16 protein-coding genes and 2 pseudogenes are annotated in these 19,171 nt (G+C 46.3%); 3 read left to right on the top strand and 15 right to left on the bottom strand.

The features are described 5' to 3' along the window. The first annotated feature begins 43 nt into the window (after positions 1-43). Positions 44-886 (top strand): aldo/keto reductase, encoded by an 843-nt coding sequence (locus tag MJQ52_RS17645; RefSeq protein WP_003152464.1) that lies wholly within the window; start codon positions 44-46, stop codon positions 884-886. 38 nt (positions 887-924) lie between these two features. Here MJQ52_RS17645 and coaE read toward each other — a convergent pair whose 3' ends face one another. The 9 genes from coaE to citZ all read right to left on the bottom strand — a co-directional run bounded on the left by coaE (position 925) and on the right by citZ (position 12,246). Beyond that, complete coding sequence (coaE, locus tag MJQ52_RS17640; protein WP_031379146.1) at positions 925-1,518, bottom strand: dephospho-CoA kinase; 594 nt, start codon at positions 1,516-1,518, stop codon at positions 925-927. A gap of 15 nt (positions 1,519-1,533) precedes the next feature. Beyond that, complete coding sequence (gene ytaF, locus MJQ52_RS17635) at positions 1,534-2,166, bottom strand: sporulation membrane protein YtaF (RefSeq protein WP_014305562.1); 633 nt, start codon at positions 2,164-2,166, stop codon at positions 1,534-1,536. A gap of 131 nt (positions 2,167-2,297) precedes the next feature. Further along, a complete protein-coding gene (mutM, locus tag MJQ52_RS17630; RefSeq protein WP_434181841.1) occupies positions 2,298-3,134 on the bottom strand; it encodes a DNA-formamidopyrimidine glycosylase in 837 nt (278 codons plus the stop codon). Positions 3,135-3,158: 24 nt separating this feature from the next. Further along, positions 3,159-5,798, bottom strand: coding sequence for a DNA polymerase I (gene polA / locus MJQ52_RS17625; protein ID WP_191073202.1), 2,640 nt, complete (start codon positions 5,796-5,798; stop codon positions 3,159-3,161). A gap of 246 nt (positions 5,799-6,044) precedes the next feature. Then, positions 6,045-7,784 (bottom strand): two-component system histidine kinase PnpS, encoded by a 1,740-nt coding sequence (pnpS, locus tag MJQ52_RS17620; RefSeq protein ID WP_094247669.1) that lies wholly within the window; start codon positions 7,782-7,784, stop codon positions 6,045-6,047. Beyond that, positions 7,777-8,496, bottom strand: coding sequence for a response regulator transcription factor (locus tag MJQ52_RS17615; protein ID WP_003152457.1), 720 nt, complete (start codon positions 8,494-8,496; stop codon positions 7,777-7,779). Before MJQ52_RS17615 ends, pnpS begins: the two co-directional genes overlap by 8 nt. A 215-nt stretch (positions 8,497-8,711) precedes the next feature. Further along, positions 8,712-9,650, bottom strand: coding sequence for a malate dehydrogenase (gene mdh / locus MJQ52_RS17610; protein ID WP_003152455.1), 939 nt, complete (start codon positions 9,648-9,650; stop codon positions 8,712-8,714). A 45-nt stretch (positions 9,651-9,695) separates the two neighbouring features. Next, positions 9,696-10,967 carry an NADP-dependent isocitrate dehydrogenase gene (icd, locus tag MJQ52_RS17605; RefSeq protein ID WP_003152454.1) on the bottom strand — a complete coding sequence of 424 codons (1,272 nt, stop codon included), beginning with the start codon at positions 10,965-10,967 and terminating at the stop codon, positions 9,696-9,698. 160 nt (positions 10,968-11,127) lie between these two features. Next, on the bottom strand, positions 11,128-12,246 hold the full coding sequence (gene citZ, locus MJQ52_RS17600) for a citrate synthase (RefSeq protein WP_003152453.1): 1,119 nt from the start codon (positions 12,244-12,246) through the stop codon (positions 11,128-11,130). A gap of 454 nt (positions 12,247-12,700) precedes the next feature. Between citZ and MJQ52_RS17595 the strand changes: the two are divergent. Next, positions 12,701-12,809: pseudogene (locus MJQ52_RS17595) on the top strand (peptidoglycan-binding domain-containing protein); the annotation flags it as partial. A 479-nt stretch (positions 12,810-13,288) separates the two neighbouring features. On the opposite strand, the gene MJQ52_RS17590 reads toward MJQ52_RS17595, so the two are convergent. The 3 genes and pseudogenes from MJQ52_RS17590 to MJQ52_RS17580 all read right to left on the bottom strand — a co-directional run bounded on the left by MJQ52_RS17590 (position 13,289) and on the right by MJQ52_RS17580 (position 14,588). Continuing rightward, positions 13,289-13,699, bottom strand: coding sequence for a YjdF family protein (locus tag MJQ52_RS17590; protein WP_025853235.1), 411 nt, complete (start codon positions 13,697-13,699; stop codon positions 13,289-13,291). Positions 13,700-13,861: 162 nt separating this feature from the next. Then, positions 13,862-13,998: pseudogene (locus MJQ52_RS17585) on the bottom strand (peptidoglycan-binding domain-containing protein); the annotation flags it as partial. Between the two features lie 125 nt (positions 13,999-14,123). Continuing rightward, entirely contained in the window at positions 14,124-14,588 is a 465-nt protein-coding gene (locus MJQ52_RS17580) for a DUF441 domain-containing protein (protein WP_094247667.1), read from the bottom strand. Positions 14,589-14,685: 97 nt separating this feature from the next. Here MJQ52_RS17580 and ytvI point away from each other — a divergent pair, with 97 nt between their 5' ends. Next, entirely contained in the window at positions 14,686-15,801 is a 1,116-nt protein-coding gene (ytvI, locus tag MJQ52_RS17575) for a sporulation integral membrane protein YtvI (RefSeq protein WP_003152446.1), read from the top strand. A gap of 32 nt (positions 15,802-15,833) precedes the next feature. Here the strand turns inward: ytvI and MJQ52_RS17570 are convergent, their stop codons facing one another. From MJQ52_RS17570 to pfkA, 3 genes are all read right to left on the bottom strand, one after another. Continuing rightward, positions 15,834-16,217, bottom strand: coding sequence for an FxsA family protein (locus tag MJQ52_RS17570; RefSeq protein ID WP_003152445.1), 384 nt, complete (start codon positions 16,215-16,217; stop codon positions 15,834-15,836). Positions 16,218-16,327: 110 nt separating this feature from the next. Further along, positions 16,328-18,085 (bottom strand): pyruvate kinase, encoded by a 1,758-nt coding sequence (gene pyk / locus MJQ52_RS17565; protein ID WP_017418349.1) that lies wholly within the window; start codon positions 18,083-18,085, stop codon positions 16,328-16,330. A 39-nt stretch (positions 18,086-18,124) separates the two neighbouring features. Continuing rightward, entirely contained in the window at positions 18,125-19,084 is a 960-nt protein-coding gene (gene pfkA, locus MJQ52_RS17560; RefSeq protein ID WP_003152443.1) for a 6-phosphofructokinase, read from the bottom strand. Positions 19,085-19,171: the final 87 nt, after the last annotated feature.

Raw genomic sequence — 19,171 nt, 5'->3', positions numbered from 1 at the left:
ATTTTGATTTTTTCAACAGACAAATAATAGGAGGAATATATACATGACAACACATTTACAAGCAAAAGCAACATTGCATAACGGAGTAGAGATGCCTTGGTTCGGCATCGGAGTTTTCAAAGTAGAGGAAGGCGCGGAACTCGTCAACGCGGTGAAAACGGCATTGGTGCACGGCTATCGCAGCGTTGATACCGCCGCGATTTACGGAAATGAAGAAGGTGTCGGCGAAGGCATCCGCCAAGGGCTGCAAGAAGCGGGATTAAAACGTGAAGACATTTTTGTCACGTCAAAAGTATGGAATGCCGATTTAGGATATGAAGAAACGTTAAAAGCGTTTGACACAAGCTTAGAAAAACTCGGTTTAGATTATTTAGATTTATATTTGATCCATTGGCCTGTCGAAGGAAAGTACATCGATGCGTGGCGGGCGCTCGAAACCCTCTACCGGGATGGACGCATTAAGGCGATCGGGGTCAGCAATTTCCAAATTCACCATCTGAAACATCTCATGAAAGAAACGGAAATCAAGCCGATGATCAACCAGGTGGAGTACCACCCGCGCCTGACACAGAAAGAACTGCTTGCTTTCTGCACTGAACAAGGCATTCAGCTTGAAGCGTGGTCGCCATTGATGCAAGGGCAGCTGCTTGATCACCCCGTCTTACAGGAGATCGCTGAGAAATACGGCAAATCAGCCGCTCAAGTGATTTTGCGCTGGGATTTGCAAAACGGTGTCATCACCATTCCGAAATCAACTAAAAAACACCGTATTGAAGAAAATGCAAATGTCTTTGATTTCGAACTGTCAGCTGACGATATGAAGCGGATTGATGATCTGAACGAAAATCTCCGTGTCGGTCCGGACCCTGACAATTTTGATTTTTAACCAGAAAAACACCGTTCGGCTTTCCGAACGGTGTTTGTTTATGCCCAGCCGCTCAATACTTCCTCAAGCTGGTGCTTTGTATGTTCAAGACTGCCGCTGTTATCAATGACGGCGTCAGCTTTTTTTGCTTTGTCCGCTAAAGGCATTTGCGACGTTATCCGGCTCATCGCTTCTTCTTCTGTCAGGGAATTCCGCTCCATCAGCCGTTTGAGCTGAATGTCTGCCGGTACGGTGACGACGAGCACCTTGCCGACAAGATAATCAAGCCCGCTTTCATACAAAAGCGGTATATCCAAAACGACGAACTGCTCTTTTCTCGCAACGGCTTCATCCCGCTGTTTCAGCATTTCCGCACGCACTGCCGGATGAACGATCTGATTCAGCTTCAGACGCTTCTGTTCGTCAGTGAAAACGATAGAACCGAGTTTTTTTCTGTCAATGCCGCCGTTTTCCAGCAGGATGTCTTTTCCGAATGCTTCCACAATTTGTCCGTAAGCCGGCATTCCTTTTTCCACCGCCTGTTTCGCGATGACATCCGCATCAATGACTGTTATTTTTTTGTCGATCAGCATACGCGCTACCGTGCTTTTGCCGCTTGCGATGCCTCCCGTTAAACCGATGACCAAGCTCAAAAAGCCCACTCCTTCTTACATTTTCCAAATCCCGATGATAATCAGCAGGACTCCCGGCAAAAATGTCATTTTATCTATCCAATTCCATCTTGAGAGCAAATGCCCAGCGTTTATGCCGAGTGAAACAAACAGCGAGCTCATCACCCCGACAGTCACGCTCATCATAACCGGAGAAAAGCCGAGAATGGCCGCTCCCAGCCCGGCGCCAAACGCGTCAATGGATAAGGCGATACCGAGCAGAAGCGCCTCGACTCCGTTAATGGTTCCGGATTGATCAATATCGGCGCTGGTCGGTTTTTTCAAAATATGAATGACGATGCCGAGCGATTTCACTTCAAGATTAAGCAGCGTTTTTTCATGCAATAAGTAATCCGGCTCTTTAGCCGGTTTAAAAAATTGCCAGATGACCCATGCCCCGATTCCGATTAAGATCAGCCCGCCCAGTTTCTCCGTGACGGATACGGGAAAAATCTTTGTCAGAAAATGGCCGATCAGCATGGATATAAACATCACAGAGGCTGAACAGCAGGCGATCACGGCAATCGCTTTGAACGGGATTTTCATTTTTCTCAAACCGTACGTAAACCCGACTGAAAAACTGTCCAAGCTGACAGCAAAAGCCAAAAGCAGCAAAGAAACAATCTCCATATCCGTTTCTCCCTTTCTCTTGATCGGCAATTGTGGCATATGCCTATTGGGTGAATCACAATATATATATGGAGAAAGGTCATCAACTGTGTTAGAAAAAAGTCATTCTGCTGCCGCCTGCTTGAACAGCTTCAGTTTATGATTTTTTTTTGGCAGCGGGCGCAAAAATGCGTTCCCCTTCCGCCGACCACGATTTTAGAAATCATCGTGCCGCACGTTTTGCACGGTTCATCCTTTTTGCCGTATACGTAATGTTTGAGCTGAAACATTCCGATTTCCCCTTGAGAATTGATATAAGACCGGACGGTGCTCCCGCCCGCGTCAATCGCTTCCTGAAGGGTGTCTTTAATTTCTGTATGAAGCGTTTTTATCTGCCCGTCCGACAGACTGTTCGCTTTTGTCTCAGGATGAATACGCGCCCGGAATAAAGCTTCATCGACATAAATGTTGCCGAGGCCGACGACCGCTTTTTGATCGAGCAGGGCGGTTTTCACCGCGCGGTTCGTTTTTGCAAGCCGCTCTTTTAAATAATCGGCGGTAAATGCTTCATCATCTGGTTCGGGCCCGAGCTGTGAAAGCGGCAATGCAATCCGTTCCTCTCCCGGCGCAAATAAATGCATCGTGCCGAATTTCCGGACATCCCGGTAGCGGAGCTGTGTTCCGTCCGTCATGTGAAACACGACGTGCACATGTTTATCGTCAGGCTCATCGGCCTGATGAAGACCGTATTTCCCCTCCATCCGCAGGTGGGACACCATGACATAATGATCCAGATGGAAAAGCAAAAACTTTCCCCTTCTTCCGATGGATCGGATCGTTTCTCCTGCAATCTGCCGCGCGAATTCCTCCGGCTCGGCGGGTTTTTTGATGATATTCGGCCATCTGATATCCGCCGATTCAATCGTTTTCCCCTTCACAAGACCGGTCAGAGTGCGCCGGACCGTTTCAACTTCTGGTAATTCCGGCACAATCATCACTTCCTTTTTTTCTGTTTATTTTGCATCGTACCAGGACGGCCCTGAAGCATAATCAGCCTTCAGCGGCACGTCTAATGCCAAAGCATGCTCCATCACTTCAGGCACCAGCTTCTCTAATATTTCAATTTCTTCCTTAGGCGCTTCAAAAATCAATTCATCGTGCACCTGAAGCAGCAGCCGCGCCTTCAGGTTTTTCTCTTTCAGCTCAGCTGCCATGTCAATCATGGCTTTTTTAATAATATCAGCGGCGCTTCCCTGAATCGGCGTATTCATGGCCGTCCGTTCCGCAAAGCTCCGCAGGTTGAAGTTGCGGCTGGTCAGCTCAGGGATATAGCGGCGGCGCTGCATAAGTGTCGTCACATATCCTTTTTGTTTCGCTTCCTGCACCGATTCTTCCATATATGCCTTGACGCCCGGGAAGCTCTCCAAATAGCGGTCAATAAAAGCGCCCGCTTCTTTCCGGGTGATGCCGAGGTTTTGCGACAGCCCGTAATCACTGATGCCGTAAACGATCCCGAAATTGACGGCCTTTGCCTGGCGGCGCATCGCTTGTGTCACTTCATCTTCACTGACATGAAACACGTCCATGGCGGTTTTTGTGTGAATGTCCATGTCATTCGTAAATGCTTCGATCAGATTTTCATCTTTTGAAATATGCGCAAGCACCCTTAATTCAATTTGTGAATAATCGGCGGCGAAAATAAGCCAGTCCGGTTCGGACGGTACGAAAGCCTGACGGATTTTCCGCCCTTCCTCCAGCCGGATCGGAATATTTTGCAGGTTCGGATCCGTTGAGCTCAGGCGTCCGGTTTGCGTCAATGCCTGATTGAATCGTGTATGCACTTTATGAGAATCCTTGCGCGTGACTTTCAGCAGCCCTTCAATATAAGTCGATTGGAGTTTGCCGATTTGTCTGTATTGCAGAATGTACGCGACGATATCATGTTTGTCGGCGAGCTTCTCAAGCACATCAGCTGAAGTGGAATAGCCTGTTTTTGTTTTCTTTACTGGCGGCAGGCCGAGTTTTTCAAACAGAATGACGCCGAGCTGTTTTGGTGAATTGATGTTAAACGGCTCACCGGCGATGTCATGGATTTTTTCTTCATATTCTTTCAGTTTTGCCTTGAGCTCTTCTCCCATTCGCTTCAGTCTTTCAACATCCACTTTGACGCCCATTGATTCCATTTCTCCGAGAATTAGCGCAAGCGGGAGTTCAAGATCTTGATAAAGTTCAAGCTGATTATTTTCTTCCAAAGCGTCAAGCAGTTTGTCACGGAGGCTGTTAACGGCAGACGCTTTCCGCGCGAGATGATCGGCAAGCTCTTTTTCAGCGGGAACGGCGCGTTTTGCGCCTTTTCCGTATACCGCTTCATCTTTTGAAACGATATTCAGCCCGTATTCTTTCGCTACGCTCGCGACATCGTCGTACGAATTGCCCGGGTTTATAATGTAGGCAGCAAGGAGCGCGTCAAATTCCGTTCCCTTCAGCTCAATTCCCTGCCAGCGCAAAGCGACGACGGAACGTTTGCTGTCGAACACCCATTTTTTCATCGATTCATCTTCAGCCCAAGATTTAAAAGCTTCAGACTGAATGGCGATTTCTTTCGGGATATAATAAAGACCTGTTTCATTCACGATGGAAAAGCCGAGGATCGGTTCTTCGTGATAGTTATCACCGATTTGTTCGACGACCAAAGCGGACGGCGAAACGAGCATATTTTCGGTGATTTCTTCTGCCGTTTCGACATTGATGTCTTCAAAATTTTCTTCCGCCGTTTCCCCGCTTTCTTCACCGAGCCGCTCAAGAAGCGTATTAAAACCGAGGTCTTTAAAAATGGCAACAACTTGTTCACGGTCAAACCCTTGGTAATCTAAATCTTCGGGCTTGACTTCAATCGGCGCATTTGTCATAATCGTCGCCAGCTCTTTGCTCATCAGGGCTTGTTCCTTATATTCTTCAAGCTTTTCTTTTAATTTTTTTCCGCTGACTTCATCAATGGAATCAAGCAGTTTCTCAACCGAATGGAACTGCTTTAAGAGCTTAATCGCGGTTTTTTCTCCGACGCCGGGGACGCCCGGTATGTTATCGGATGAATCCCCCATTAATCCCTTCATATCAATGATCTGCAAAGGGGTCAGACCGTACTTTTCCTGCACGTGCTCCGGCGTGTAATCTTCTACGTCGGTAATGCCTTTTCTCGTAATGGCAACGGTCGTTTTCCCGGTGGCAAGCTGGGTTAAGTCCTTGTCCCCCGAAACGACCTTCACTTCAAAGCCGTCTTTTTCAGCAGATACGGCAAGCGTGCCGATAATATCGTCCGCTTCATATTCAGGAAGCTCGTAGCGGCTGATGTTGTAGGCATCAAGGAGCTCGCGGATGAACGGCATCTGTTCTGAAAGCTCCGGCGGCGTTTTTTGTCTTCCGCCTTTATATTCTTTAAACGTGCTGTGGCGGAAAGTGGTTTTTCCCGCATCAAAAGCCACCAGCATATGGGTCGGTTTTTCATCTTCCAGCATTTTCATTAAAATCATCGCAAACCCGTATACGGCATTTGTATGAATGCCTTTTTCATTGCTTAAAAGCGGCAATGCAAAAAACGCCCGGTACGCCAGACTGTTTCCGTCGACAAGCACTAATTTTTTTCGTTCCGTCATTCAATATCCTCCTAAGAGCAAAAGCTCGTCATTCCTCTGTTTTTTAATCTCACAGCTTCTCTTATTTTAACAAAGTTCAATTTGAAAGGAAAATGAGCGAACCCCGTGAAAACGCAAAAAAGGACGGGAACAAGAAAACGCGTTCCCGCCGTCAAAATTGGCTCCTTGGATGAAGGGGTTCTGTTACATCCTAACAAGATAGGTTTAACAGGTCATGAAGAAATTGTTAATCCTTTGTAAAGCTGATCACGCTTCCGGCTGCCGCTTCAGCGTCACGGTAAACACAGTTCCCTGTCCCGGCTCGCTTGTGACCTCGATTTTACCTTCATGGGCTTCTATTAAGTGCTTCACGATGGCGAGGCCGAGTCCGGTTCCTCCCGAGTTGCGGCTTCTGTCTTTATCCACGCGGTAGAATCTCTCAAATATCCGCGGGATCTCTTCCTTCTGAATGCCGATTCCCGTATCGGACACTTTGATATCGACGACGGTTTCTTTCACATGTACTGAAATCCCCACCGTCCCTTTTTCAGGCGTGTAGGTCAGGGCATTGTTCGCCAGATTCAAAAATACCTGCTTCAGCCTGTGCGCATCACCCGTCACAAAAATCGGCTCTTCCGGGAGATCGAGCTGAAAGCTGATGCCTTTTTCCTCAGCCTTATGCTGCAAAAGCGCCTCAATTTCATGCAGAATTTTTGCAACATCAAAGGACTCTACGCGCATCGTAAAGTTTTGCTGCTCCATCTTGGATAAATCCAATAAATCCTGCACGAGAGATTGGAGCCGCTCACTTTCTTTCAGAATGATAGACAGAAAGTCTGAAAGCGCCTTTTCGTCTTTCATCGCTCCGTCTAACAGTGTTTCCGTAAATCCTTTAATTGAGGTGATCGGTGTTTTCAGTTCATGGGAGACATTGGCGACGAAGTCCTTTCTCATCTGCTCCAATTTTTTAATTTCCGTCATATCGTGAAAAACGAGGACGATGCCCTTCCATTCATCGTCAGGGCCCATGATCGGAACGCCGTCAACTTCAAAGTAGCGCCGCTCAATGTTGATGGGAAGTCTGAGCAGCTGGCATTTTTTCGTCTCCGTCATAAAAATGTCTTCGACAAGCCGAATGATCTCCTCATGTTCAAACGCATCGTGGTAAAGGCGCCGAAGCAGACGTTCAGGCTTTGTATGAAACTGCTTCGTGTATGACCGGTTCACGAGATTGATAAAACCTCTCCCGTCTATTAAAATCAAACCGGATCCGATATTTTCAATGACGGTTAACAGACGATCGCGCTGCATATCCTGCGTTCTTGTCATTTCCATTAAATCGACCGCCAGGCTGTTCATCGCACGCCCAAGACGGTCCGACCGCCTTGCGTAGCCGCTGTAGGAGCGGGCGTCGTAATTCCCTTTGGACAGCTCCGTCGCCACCTTTGTCGCGGCGTCGATTGATTTTTTGTAACGCGACGTCATGTTTGTATAAAAGAAAACGATAATGATAAAAGCGGTACAAAGACTTGCTGCCAGCATGCCCCACATTTCTCCGGTAACGCTTGAACCGCCGTTGATCTCCGAGGAAACGAGTACATACCCCGCAATTTTCCCTGCGTCATTTTTTACAGCAGTGCCGCGGATGACTTTGCTTTTCGACTGTACGGCTTCCTCGCTTTTATTGTGAGAAATGAACTCCTTTACGGCTGAATCATCAGCACGACTGCCGGAATGATATACGGCGTCACCCTTCTCGTTGAGCACGGAGACGTTTATACCGAGGGTGCGGCCGGCGTCACGGATTACCGTTTCATTGCTTTTATTGCCGATTCGGCCGGTGTCAAGAAGGCCCGCTATGTATACCGATTCCTTTTTCAGCTGATCCGCCGTTCTTTCTTCAGCGGATGAAGAAATAAGCTGCTGTAAAAAAAGGCCGAGAACACTGAAAACCAATATGATACATACAACGAGTAAAGCGAACAGACGCACACGGACTTTATTCATTCATTTTTGGCTCCTCCAGTTTATACCCCAAACCTCTGATTGTTTTAATATAGATGGGTTTTTTGGTATTTGATTCGATTTTGTCGCGCAGATGGCTGATATGAACGTCAACAATCCGGGTATCCCCGGCAAAATCATAGTTCCAGACCGCGCTCAGCAGAAGATCTCTCGTCAGCACTCTTCCCTTGTGTTTTCCCAAATACAGAAGCAGTTCAAATTCTTTAGGCGTCAATTCCAGCTGTTCTGACTTAAAATACGCTTCGTAATGCTCAGGAAGAATTTTCAGCTCGCCGATGAGGATCTGCCCGTCCTTTTCCTCTTCTCTGCCTTGTGACAGCGAAGAAATGTCAGCCCTTCTTAAAATGGCTTTCACCCGCGCAGTGACTTCCCGCGGACTGAACGGCTTTGTCATGTAATCATCCGCTCCGAGCTCCAGTCCCAGCACCTTATCAAATTCCTCATCTTTTGCTGTCAGCATCAAGATCGGAACCATCATTTTCTGCTGTCTGAGCTGTTTACAGACATCGATTCCGTCCACTTTCGGCAGCATGACATCCAGTACGATTAAATCCGGATTTTCATTCTCTGCCAGCTCCAGAGCCTCTTCGCCGTCTGATGCGGTTATGACATCATAGCCGGACCGTTCCAGATTATACTGTAAAAGAGTAACGATAGATTGTTCATCATCTACAACTAAAATTTTTTTGTTCATGCTGCGCCCTCCGCTGTCTATTTTCCCCGACATCCAATTTTCTCTATTTTATGTGCTGCATATCACTTTATGATTTCATTTTATCCAATACTGCCCGTTCAGACAATTCGCCTTTTTGATCATTTTCAGAGAAAGGATCGCTCAGAGAAAAAGAAAACGCTTTCATTAATTGTAAAAAGAGGAAGGCTTCTGATTCGGAAGCCTTCCCTTTTTTCTTATGACAATACTTTCATCACGTTTTTGACAGATTCAACTGATTTACTCAGCTGCGCTTTTTCATAGTCTGTCAGTTCAAGCTCGATGATTTGCTCTAGGCCGTTTCCTCCGATAATCGTCGGTACGCCTAAGTAAATGCCTTCATGACCGTATTCGCCTTCTAAGTAAGCGATGGTCGGAAGCACGCGGCGCTGATCTTTCAAAATGGCTTCTACCATTTCAGTCAATGATGCAGCAGGCGCGTAGTAGGCGCTTCCGTTTCCGAGAAGGTTGACGATTTCCCCGCCGCCTTTTCTTGTGCGTTCTACAATCGCATCAAGACGGTCTTTCGGGATAAGCGTTTCAAGCGGAATGCCGCCCGCATAGGAATAACGGACGAGAGGAACCATGTCGTCACCGTGTCCGCCAAGAACAAAACCGGTCACATCTTTTACAGACAGGTTTAATTCTTCAGCAACGAATGTTCTGAATCGCGCAGTGTCAAGCACTCCGGATTGTCCGATGACGCGTTCTTTCGGGAAGCCTGATTCTTTGTACACCGCATATGTCATCGCATCAACAGGGTTTGTCAATACAACGATAATGCAGTCAGGAGAATATTTCACGATCTCACGTGTGACGCTTCTCATGATTTTTTCGTTTGTAGATACGAGATCATCACGGCTCATGCCTGGTTTTCTCGCAATTCCGGCTGTGATGACGACGATATCAGAACCGGCTGTGTCCTCGTAGTTGGACGTGCCTGTGATTTTCGCGTCAAATCCTTGAACCGGACTTGCTTCGAGCATGTCTAGCGCTTTTCCTTTTGTCGGGTTTTCTAATTGCGGAATATCAACGAGCACAACGTCCGCAAGCTCTTTTTGAGCTGTAAGAAAGGCTGTTGTCGCTCCCGTAAATCCTGCTCCGATAACAGAAACTTTACTGCGTGTTTTTCCCATGATTCTCTTCTCCTTTTTTGGCTTCATTAGAAGTCTGCTTTAGGTTCAGTCCATGTTTTTGATGAGCTCTTCACCGAACTCTGAACATTTCACTTCAGTTGCACCGTCCATTAATCTAGCAAAATCGTACGTTACTACTTTTGAAGCAATCGTTTTTTCCATAGATTTAATGATCAAGTCAGCAGCCTCATTCCAGTTCAGGTGTTCAAGAAGAAGCACTCCTGAAAGGATGACAGATGACGGGTTGACTTTGTCAAGGCCGGCATATTTAGGAGCCGTTCCGTGAGTCGCTTCGAAAATCGCATGCCCTGTTTCATAGTTGATGTTCGCTCCAGGCGCGATCCCGATTCCGCCTACCTGAGCGGCAAGCGCATCAGAGATATAGTCTCCGTTTAAGTTCATTGTCGCCACGACGTCGAATTCGCTCGGACGGGTTAAGATCTGCTGAAGGAAAATATCAGCGATGCTGTCTTTGACGATGATTTTCCCTGCCGCTTCCGCTTCGCTCTGCGCTTTATCAGCCGCTTCTTTTCCGTCTTTTTCGACAATGCGGTCATATTCAGCCCAAGTGAATACTTTATCTCCGTATTCTCTTTCGGCAAGCTCGTAGCCCCAGTTTTTAAATGCCCCTTCAGTGAACTTCATGATGTTTCCTTTGTGGACAAGCGTGACAGACTTACGGCCGTTTTCGATCGCATACTCAATGGCAGCTCTGACTAAGCGGCTTGTGCCTTCTTCAGAAACAGGCTTGATGCCGATTCCTGACGTTTCAGGGAAACGGATTTTGTTAACGCCCATTTCATTTTGCAGGAAGCTGATCAGCTTTTCAACTTCTTCAGAACCTTTCGCATACTCAATTCCGGCGTAAATATCTTCCGTATTCTCGCGGAAAATGACCATATCCGTATCTTCAGGACGTTTGACCGGAGAAGGCACTCCCGTGAAATATCTGACAGGGCGCAGGCACGTAAACAAATCAAGCTCCTGTCTCAGCGCCACGTTCAGTGAACGGATACCGCCGCCGACCGGTGTCGTCAGAGGACCTTTGATGGCGATGAAGTACTCTCTGATGTCTTCCAGCGTTTCGGCAGGAAGCCACTCACCTGTTTTATTATAAGCCTTTTCACCGGCATAAACTTCTTTCCACGTAATTTTTTTCTCGCCTTTATATGCTTTTTCAACAGCGGCTTCCAATACTTTAGAAGCGGCGTTCCAAATATCAGGGCCTGTGCCGTCGCCTTCAATAAACGGGATAATCGGATTATTTGGTACGTTTAATACTCCATTAGAGACTGTAATTTTTTCACCTTGTGACACAATATTACCTCCCAGTATGTAATTCATATTTAGAAAACATTTTATTTTTCTTGTATAAAAAATAAAATGACTTTTCTCAAGATTCTATCAAAATTGTAAACCAATCCGGGCTTGATTAACAAGAGGCTAACGACATGAAAATCACCAGCCTCCCGTTTGATCAGGCTCTTTCATCAATCGGAACAAAAGTCTGCTTATCCGGACCCGTGTAATCAGCGCGCGGGCGGATGAGGCGGTTGTTATCGTATTGTTCAAGAATATGGGCGATCCATCCTGACATTCTGCTGACTGCAAAGATCGGCGTGAACAGATCGTGATCAATGCCGAGACTGTGGTATACAGATGCGGAATAGAAATCAACGTTAGGCGGGAGTTTTTTCTCCGACGTCACGATTTCTTCGACACGGATTGACATCTCGTACCATTTGCTTTCACCCGTCAGATTCGTCAGGCGTTTGCTCATTTCTTTTAAGTGTTTGGCCCGCGGGTCCCCATGCTTATACACACGGTGTCCGAAGCCCATTACTTTTTCCTTTTTCTCCATTTTGCTGCGGATATAAGGCTCGGCGTTTTCCACTTCGCCGATTTCTGTCAGCATTTTCATGACGGCTTCATTGGCTCCGCCGTGAAGCGGTCCTTTTAAAGCGCCGATGGCGGCAGTGATGCCTGAGTAAATATCAGATAAGGTGGCGACACATACTCTCGCCGTAAATGTTGATGCGTTCAGCTCATGATCCGCATGAAGAATGAGCGCTTTGTTAAACGCTTCCACTTCGATCGGAGAAGGCTCTTCACCGTTTAAGGTGTAAAGGAAGTTCTCCGCGATTCCGTACTCTTCCTTCGGTTCAACAGGATCAAGTCCTTTGCGGATTCTTGAGAAAGCGGCGACAATGCCCGGCACTTTCGCCTGCAGACGGATGGCTTTTCTGTAGTTCGCTTCCGGATTCATGACATCGGCTTCACTGTCAGTCAGACCGAGTAATGAAATCGCCGTCCGGAGCGCAGCCATTGGATGTACGTTATTGAGGGGATAGGATTTGAAGTGCTCAATGATTTCTTGTGGAACGGCTGCTTCTTTCGCAAGCTGTTTTTTCAGTTCAGCAAGTTCCGTTTTATTCGGCAGGCGCAGATGCCACAGCAAATAAATGATTTCTTCAAAACTTGCATTCTCTGTCAAGTCGTCAATATCGTACCCTACATATGTAAGGGTATCGTCGATAATAGAGCTTACAGATGATGTTGTTGCTACAACCCCTTCAAGACCGCGTGTTGCTGTCATATTCAACCTCTCCTTTTCAATCAAAATTCCCCTTTAAAGAGTATATAAAACATACGGCTTACTTAAAATGAGTCATGCAAACAATCCCTTTCCCCTTTAAGAAAATGCTTACATTTCACTGGTTGCGGTTACATAACCGGTATGCTTATAGAGGAACATAACAAATTCTTATAAGCTTATTTAAGTTTAAGCCTATTCTTATTATAAACAATAATCTGATTAATTTGTAGACTTTTAACTAAAAATGTTTTAAAAGCCCTATATATCAAGGCTTGGCGTTGATAAATTTAATCGCTTGCTTTCAGATGCTTTGTAAAACCATGTATTCTCATGTTTTCATTTGGGGGAGCTTTGGGGAATTTTTAAAAGGACAGGCGCGACAACTTCACCGCAAATTTAATCCCCTTCTTAGGAAAGTGAATAATATGAATGGGGCAGAGTTCTCAATTTTATCGGACCGAAAACAGCAAATGCAGTCAAACGATTCCAGTCCAATGTACGGCCTGACTGCTGACGGCATTTATGGGCCAAAGACAAAGACGAAAATATGGTCCTTGCTATAATATAAAGCCTTCCCATTAATGTCTCTTAGTGGCAGCCTTATAGAATTTACGGACATTGTTAATATATCTTTACATAAAAGTTCTTACATAAAAACATCAAATAGCTCTTGAGAATCTTTTAGGTTCTGGCGGTGTTCTGTTTTAACAGCAGCTACTGTGATAGAGCTTAACGAAAATATAAGATCAACAATACAATTAGTTTTTCAAATTAATCATCTCCCTTCATAAAAAAGAGAGTTTATGATTACTTCAGCTAAGACAAGATTTTCGCTTTTGCACTCAGCCCGTAAATATCCTCATCAAACCGTTCATCAATTGAAACTGACTCATTTACTGATGTAAGTGAAGTTAAATAAATGCAGAAAAACCCTCCTCATCTCGAGAAGGGCTCGATTTCTGCTTCTTCTTTCTAAATCAGTCCGAAGAAAAAACGGATGCCGCTCAACTTTTCAATCGAAGGGCTCCATCGGGTTCTCCAACTATTTGCCCCTATGCTTTTCTTTTGCTTTTTGTTTTCTGATTAAATATTTTTGTTCCTTTATTTTTTCCCTTTGTTTTCTGTTCAGTTGTTTTTTCTTTTCTTTTCTTGCTTCAAGCTCCTGTTTTATCGCTTTTTGCGCCTTAGTTGATATCCCGATATTTTTCATCTCTTCAGAAGCTTGCCGTTGTAATCTTTTTGGGTTTAACTTCTTAGATTTTGCTTTAACACAAACCCCTGCTTGTTCAGTACGGGAGAGAGTCTGTAAAAGTTGATTATGAACAAAATGCATGATTTCTGAATCCTTGGGCTCTTGTCCAAACAAATGACGAATGGCTCTTAATTTCCCATCATTCACAACTTCAATGACTCCTACCCAAAACTGACCATCGTAGTAAACCGTTAATTTCATAACGATTCCCTCCTCCTAAATTTACTGAAGAATGATGGACATCCCGAGGAGGGGAAGGTTACTGACATTTTAAATAATGCATCCGGACTACCAACCGAATTGTGTTTTTTCATTCTCACTATAAATTTAACAAACTTTCAAATTGAAGGAAAGGGTCTCCGCTTATTTTAACAACACTTCAAGTTTTGATTTGGTTCAAGTGCATAAATTCCATCAGCTTTTAATCCATTCATCAATTGGAATCGTCTTACTGCATCCGCTGTCATCGCACAATATGCGCCGTCGATTCCGAAGTTCTTTGTTACATGGTAAGCCACTTCATTCCTCGGGATAATGCAAATGGCATTTGTCTGAACTACAAAATGCGCTGCAAACTCTTATTTTCACCCGCAAAAAAAAGCAGCTTTACGCCGCTTTTTTTACTTTATGAAGTGAATATTTTAACGATTTGCATGGCCAAGTAGGCGATTCCGGCGCCGATTAACGGGCCGACGGCAACGCCTCCGAAAAGCGCGACGGCAAGTATCGTGCCGATGACCAGCGCCGTTGTAATATGAGGGTCGTTTTCCAATAAGGTAAGACCGTTTTTGGCGATTAAGGCAACCGCGATCCCGGCACCGAGAGCGATCCACGCATAATATGATTTCATCGCTTCTCCAAGCTGTTTAAAACCGATATCACCTGTGGCAATCGGCACTAAAACGGCGATTGTAATGACGGTGACCCCCCAGTTGATGCCTTTTGACTGAATAACCGGATATAGTTTCTGATCAAGACCGACAGCTTTTATCACAATGAGAAAGCCGACGGCAAAAAGCAATGACTGATTTTTGGCTACCAATGCGATGGCCAGCAATAATAGTAAAAATAAATTCGCCTGTGTAAACATCCTGAAAGCACCCTCTTTCATCATATCTGTAATCATATCCTTTTTTTTGACGAATAAACTAATGTAATAGGACGTGCCGACCGAGAGGAGGATCGATGTGAATCCGCACTATGCAACTGTTTTTTTCCGCGCGCTGTTTGTACTCGCTGCGGCCGGCGGCGCTTTAGCGGCCGGTTACGCCTCATTTCCGTTAACTTATCCGTTTCTGATCGCCCTTATTCTGTCATCAGCGATCATTCCCGTAGTTGACTGGCTGGACAAACTGACGGGGCTGCCCCGGTCAGTCAATACAGTCATTGTCCTGGTCTTCTTTTTGCTTATTCTTCTCGGCGCGGCGACATTTCTCGTTGCGGAAATCATTTCGGGAACCGCCTATCTGGCCAAAACGCTCCCTCCCCATATCAGCGCCTTTATGACGTATTGCGAAGAACTGTTCACTTCCCGCATTCAGCCATTGTATCACGAGCTGACCGTCTTATTTAACGGGCTGGAAACCAATCAGCAGGCTTCCATCGTGACGCATATTCAGACCCTCGGTGATACAGCCGCTAAAAATGCAGGGCTCATGCTTTCACATCTTTTGGAGCTGGTGCCGAAATGGATTGCCTTCCTTCCCAATACAGCTGCCGTCTTCATTTTCGCAATGCTGGCGACTTTTTTTATGACAAAGGACTGGCATAAGCTGAAGGCGCTGCTTTATTCCATTTTTCCGGAACGGGTTTCGGCAAACGCCAAGGCCGTATCGGGAGAGCTGAAAAAAGCGATGGCAGGTTTCATTAAGGCGCAGGCCGTGCTCATACTTTTCACGATGATCATTGTCTTTATCGGACTTTTTCTTTTAGGGATTGAGCATGCGGCAACCATCGCCTTTTTTATCGGCCTGGTTGATCTGCTCCCGTATCTCGGCGCCGGGTCGGTCTTTGTTCCCTGGATTATGTATTTAGCCATTGCCGGTCAGCTTCCTCAAGCGATCGGTCTCGGTGTTTTATATATTGTGGTTCTCATTCAGCGCCAGCTGACGGAGCCGAAAATTTTAAGCAAGTCAATCGGACTTGATCCGCTTGCGACCTTAATCGCCCTGTTTGCCGGCTTTAAATTGTTCGGAATTTTAGGACTGGCTGCGGGGCCCGCGCTGCTCGTTTTCATTCAGGCCTTTATCACAACGGGCGCTCTAAAAGAAATATGGGCCTATATTACTGTTCAATCCAAATAAAAACAGCAGCCCTGTAAGAAGGCTGCCGTTTTTTATTTGATAATGATCCGCTTGTTTTTTGACATCCCTCTCAGCCATTTGAACAAAAACGGCTTCATGCGGTTCCGAGTGAACGGAATCAGAAGACAGGCCCCTGCAATATCGGACAGAAAACCCGGAAGCATCAAAAGCAGGCCTCCGAAAAAGACGCATATTCCGTCAAGAAGCGCTTCCCCCGGCATTTTGCCGTGCTGCAGGTCGCGCATCACCCGATGATACACATCGGTTCCCTGTCTTTTTGCCACCAAAGCGCCTAACACGCCTGTCAAAATGATGAGAAGGAAGGTCGGAAAAATACCGAGCCATTTTCCCGCCAACAGAAACAAACCGATTTCAATTGCCGGACATACGATAAACAGTAAGAATAACACTCTCATTTTTCTGCCCTCCTGCCCTTCTAAAAGCGCGTCACCGCCCGCATGGGAATAGGAAAATCAGCCTAAAGACAAAAGAGAAGGGAGAACCCCCCTCTCTTTTTTAAAGCTGTTTAAAGAACGCTTGCGCGGCCTTCATACACAGCGCCGCGGGCAGCGTCAACTGTGATAACCTGTCCTTCTGTTAAAACTGAAGTTGCGTTCTCAAGGCCGACGATAACCGGAATGCCCAAGCTTAAACCGACAACGGCTGCATGGCTTGTCAGACCGCCTTCTTCAGTGATGAGCGCTGATGCTTTTTCAAGTGAAGCGATCATGTCGCGGTCAGTGCTTGAAGCAACCAATACTGCGCCGTCTGTCATTTTTTGTTCAGCTTCTTTCGCATTTTTTGCAACAACGACCGGACCGAATGCAGATTTGCGTCCGATGCCTTGCCCTTTCGCGATAATGCTGCCGACAGTGTGGACTTTCATCAGATTCGTCGTGCCTGATTCACCGACAGAACCTGCTGTAATGACAATCAGATCACCGCGTTTCACGATGCCGCTGTCAAGTGATTTTTGAACCGCGTCTTCAAGCATTTCATCGGTAGAATTCGCGTTTTGGCCGCTTGACGGGAATACACCGAATACAAGGCCGAGTTTGCGTGATACAGACTCATTAACCGTAACGGCTACAATCGGAGCCTGCGGACGGTATTTCGCGATCATACGCGCCGTATGGCCGCTTTCTGTAGGCGTCACGATAGCTGCCGCACTCAGATTGATCGCCGTGTGCGCAACTGATTGGCCGATCGCATCGGTAATCGTCATGCCGACCTGATCTCTGCGTTTAGACAGAATTTCTTTGTAGTTCAGAGATTCTTCCGTACGTGTGGCGATGTTAAACATTGTTTGAACCGCCTCAACAGGATATTGTCCCGCAGCCGTCTCACCGGAAAGCATGATAGCGTCTGTGCCGTCGAAAATAGCGTTGGCAACGTCACTTGCTTCAGCGCGTGTCGGACGAGGGTTGCGCTGCATGCTGTCAAGCATTTGTGTCGCTGTAATAACCGGTTTGCCGAGCGCGTTGCATTTTTTGATCATTTCTTTTTGCACGAGCGGCACTTCTTCGGCCGGAATCTCTACGCCGAGGTCTCCGCGCGCTACCATTAGGCCGTCAGATACTTCCAGGATCGCATCCAGGTTGTCCACGCCTTCCTGGTTCTCGATCTTAGGAATGATTTGAATGTCAGACGCGTTATGCTCTTCAAGCAGTTCGCGGATTTCCAGGACATCCGTAGAACGGCGTACAAATGACGCAGCGATGAAATCAACGCCTTGCTCGATACCGAATACGATGTCTTTGGCGTCTTTTTCAGTAATTCCGGGAAGGTTGACGCTGACGCCGGGAACGTTTACGCCTTTTTTATTTTTCAGCGTGCCGCTGTTTAAGATTTTTGTTTTGATTTCGTGTTTTTCCGGATTTGATTCCAGCACTTCCAATCCGATTAAACCGTCATCCAGCAGGATGATAGACCCTGCTGACACGTCGTCTGCCAGGCCTTCATAAGAAACTGAGAATTTTTCAAGCGTTCCCAGCACCTGTTTCGTAGAAACGATAATTTCATTTCCCGCCTGAAGCTCAAGCGCGCCGTTTTCCATATCGTGCGTGCGGATTTCCGGACCTTTCGTATCGAGGAGAATCCCCACGTTTTTGCCGAGCTTTTTGCTGGCTTCTCTGATGTTTTTGATTCTTGCGCCGTGCTCTTCGAAATCACCGTGTGAAAAATTCAGACGAGCAACGTTCATACCCGCTTCCATCAATTTTGTCAGCATTTCTACACTTTCACTGGCCGGACCGATTGTACAAACGATTTTTGTTTTTTTCAACTCGTTCACTTCCTTCTGAAATCTTCAGCTTCTTCCGCCTTAAATAGACAGTTCTTTTGAAAGCTGATACATGTTTGGTTCAACAGTATGTTTTGATTCTAAAATTTCTATAATATCATGGTCTACAAGCTTGTTGTTTTGTATACCTACGCAGCGTCCGCCTTTTCCTTTAAGCAGAAGCTCAACCGCGTAAGCGCCGAGGCGGCTTGCAAGAACCCGGTCAGAAGCGCTTGGAGATCCGCCGCGCTGGATGTGCCCTAAAACGGATACCCGTGTTTCAAGGTTCGTTTCTTCTTCGATGCGTTTTCCGAATTCAACCCCGCTGCCTACCCCTTCTGCAACGATGATGATACTGTGTTTTTTGCCGCGGTCGTGCCCTCTCTTCAAACGGCCGATAATTTCCTCCATATCGTAGTCCGCTTCAGGAATTAAAATTGATTCCGCTCCGCCTGCAAGACCTGCCCATAAAGCAATGTCGCCCGCATGGCGCCCCATCACTTCAATAACGTATGTACGCTCATGAGACGTAGCGGTGTCACGGATTTTATCAATCGCATCAATTACGGTGTTTAACGCCGTATCAAATCCGATCGTAAAATCAGTTCCCGGGATGTCATTATCTATCGTACCCGGTACACCTACACACGGAAACCCGTGTTCCGTTAATTTTTTCGCACCCATGTATGAACCGTCTCCGCCGATGACGACAAGACCTTCAATGCCGAGTTTCTTTAAATTTTCGATTCCTTTTTCACGGCCTTCAACTGTTTTGAATTCAGGACATCTGGCCGTATACAGCTTTGTTCCGCCGCGGTGGATGATGTCACCGACCGAACCCAGCTCCAGTTTTTCTATTTTTCCGCTGATTAATCCTGAATAACCGTTATAAATTCCGTACACTTCGACGTCGTGGTAGATAGCTTTCCGCACAACCGCGCGCACCGCAGCGTTCATACCCGGGGAATCCCCGCCGCTCGTTAAAACTCCTATACGCTTCATTTCCTATTCACCTCAGCAACATATATATGTTAAACATATCATGATCATTGCCCTAAAACAATGAAAAGGGACGCCTGAGCTCCCATG

This window comes from Bacillus sp. jun7 (assembly GCF_051034795.1).
GTDB lineage: Bacteria > Bacillota > Bacilli > Bacillales > Bacillaceae > Bacillus > Bacillus velezensis.
Note: the sequence above shows the minus strand (reverse complement) of the source record. Positions and strands in the feature narration are given on the sequence as shown.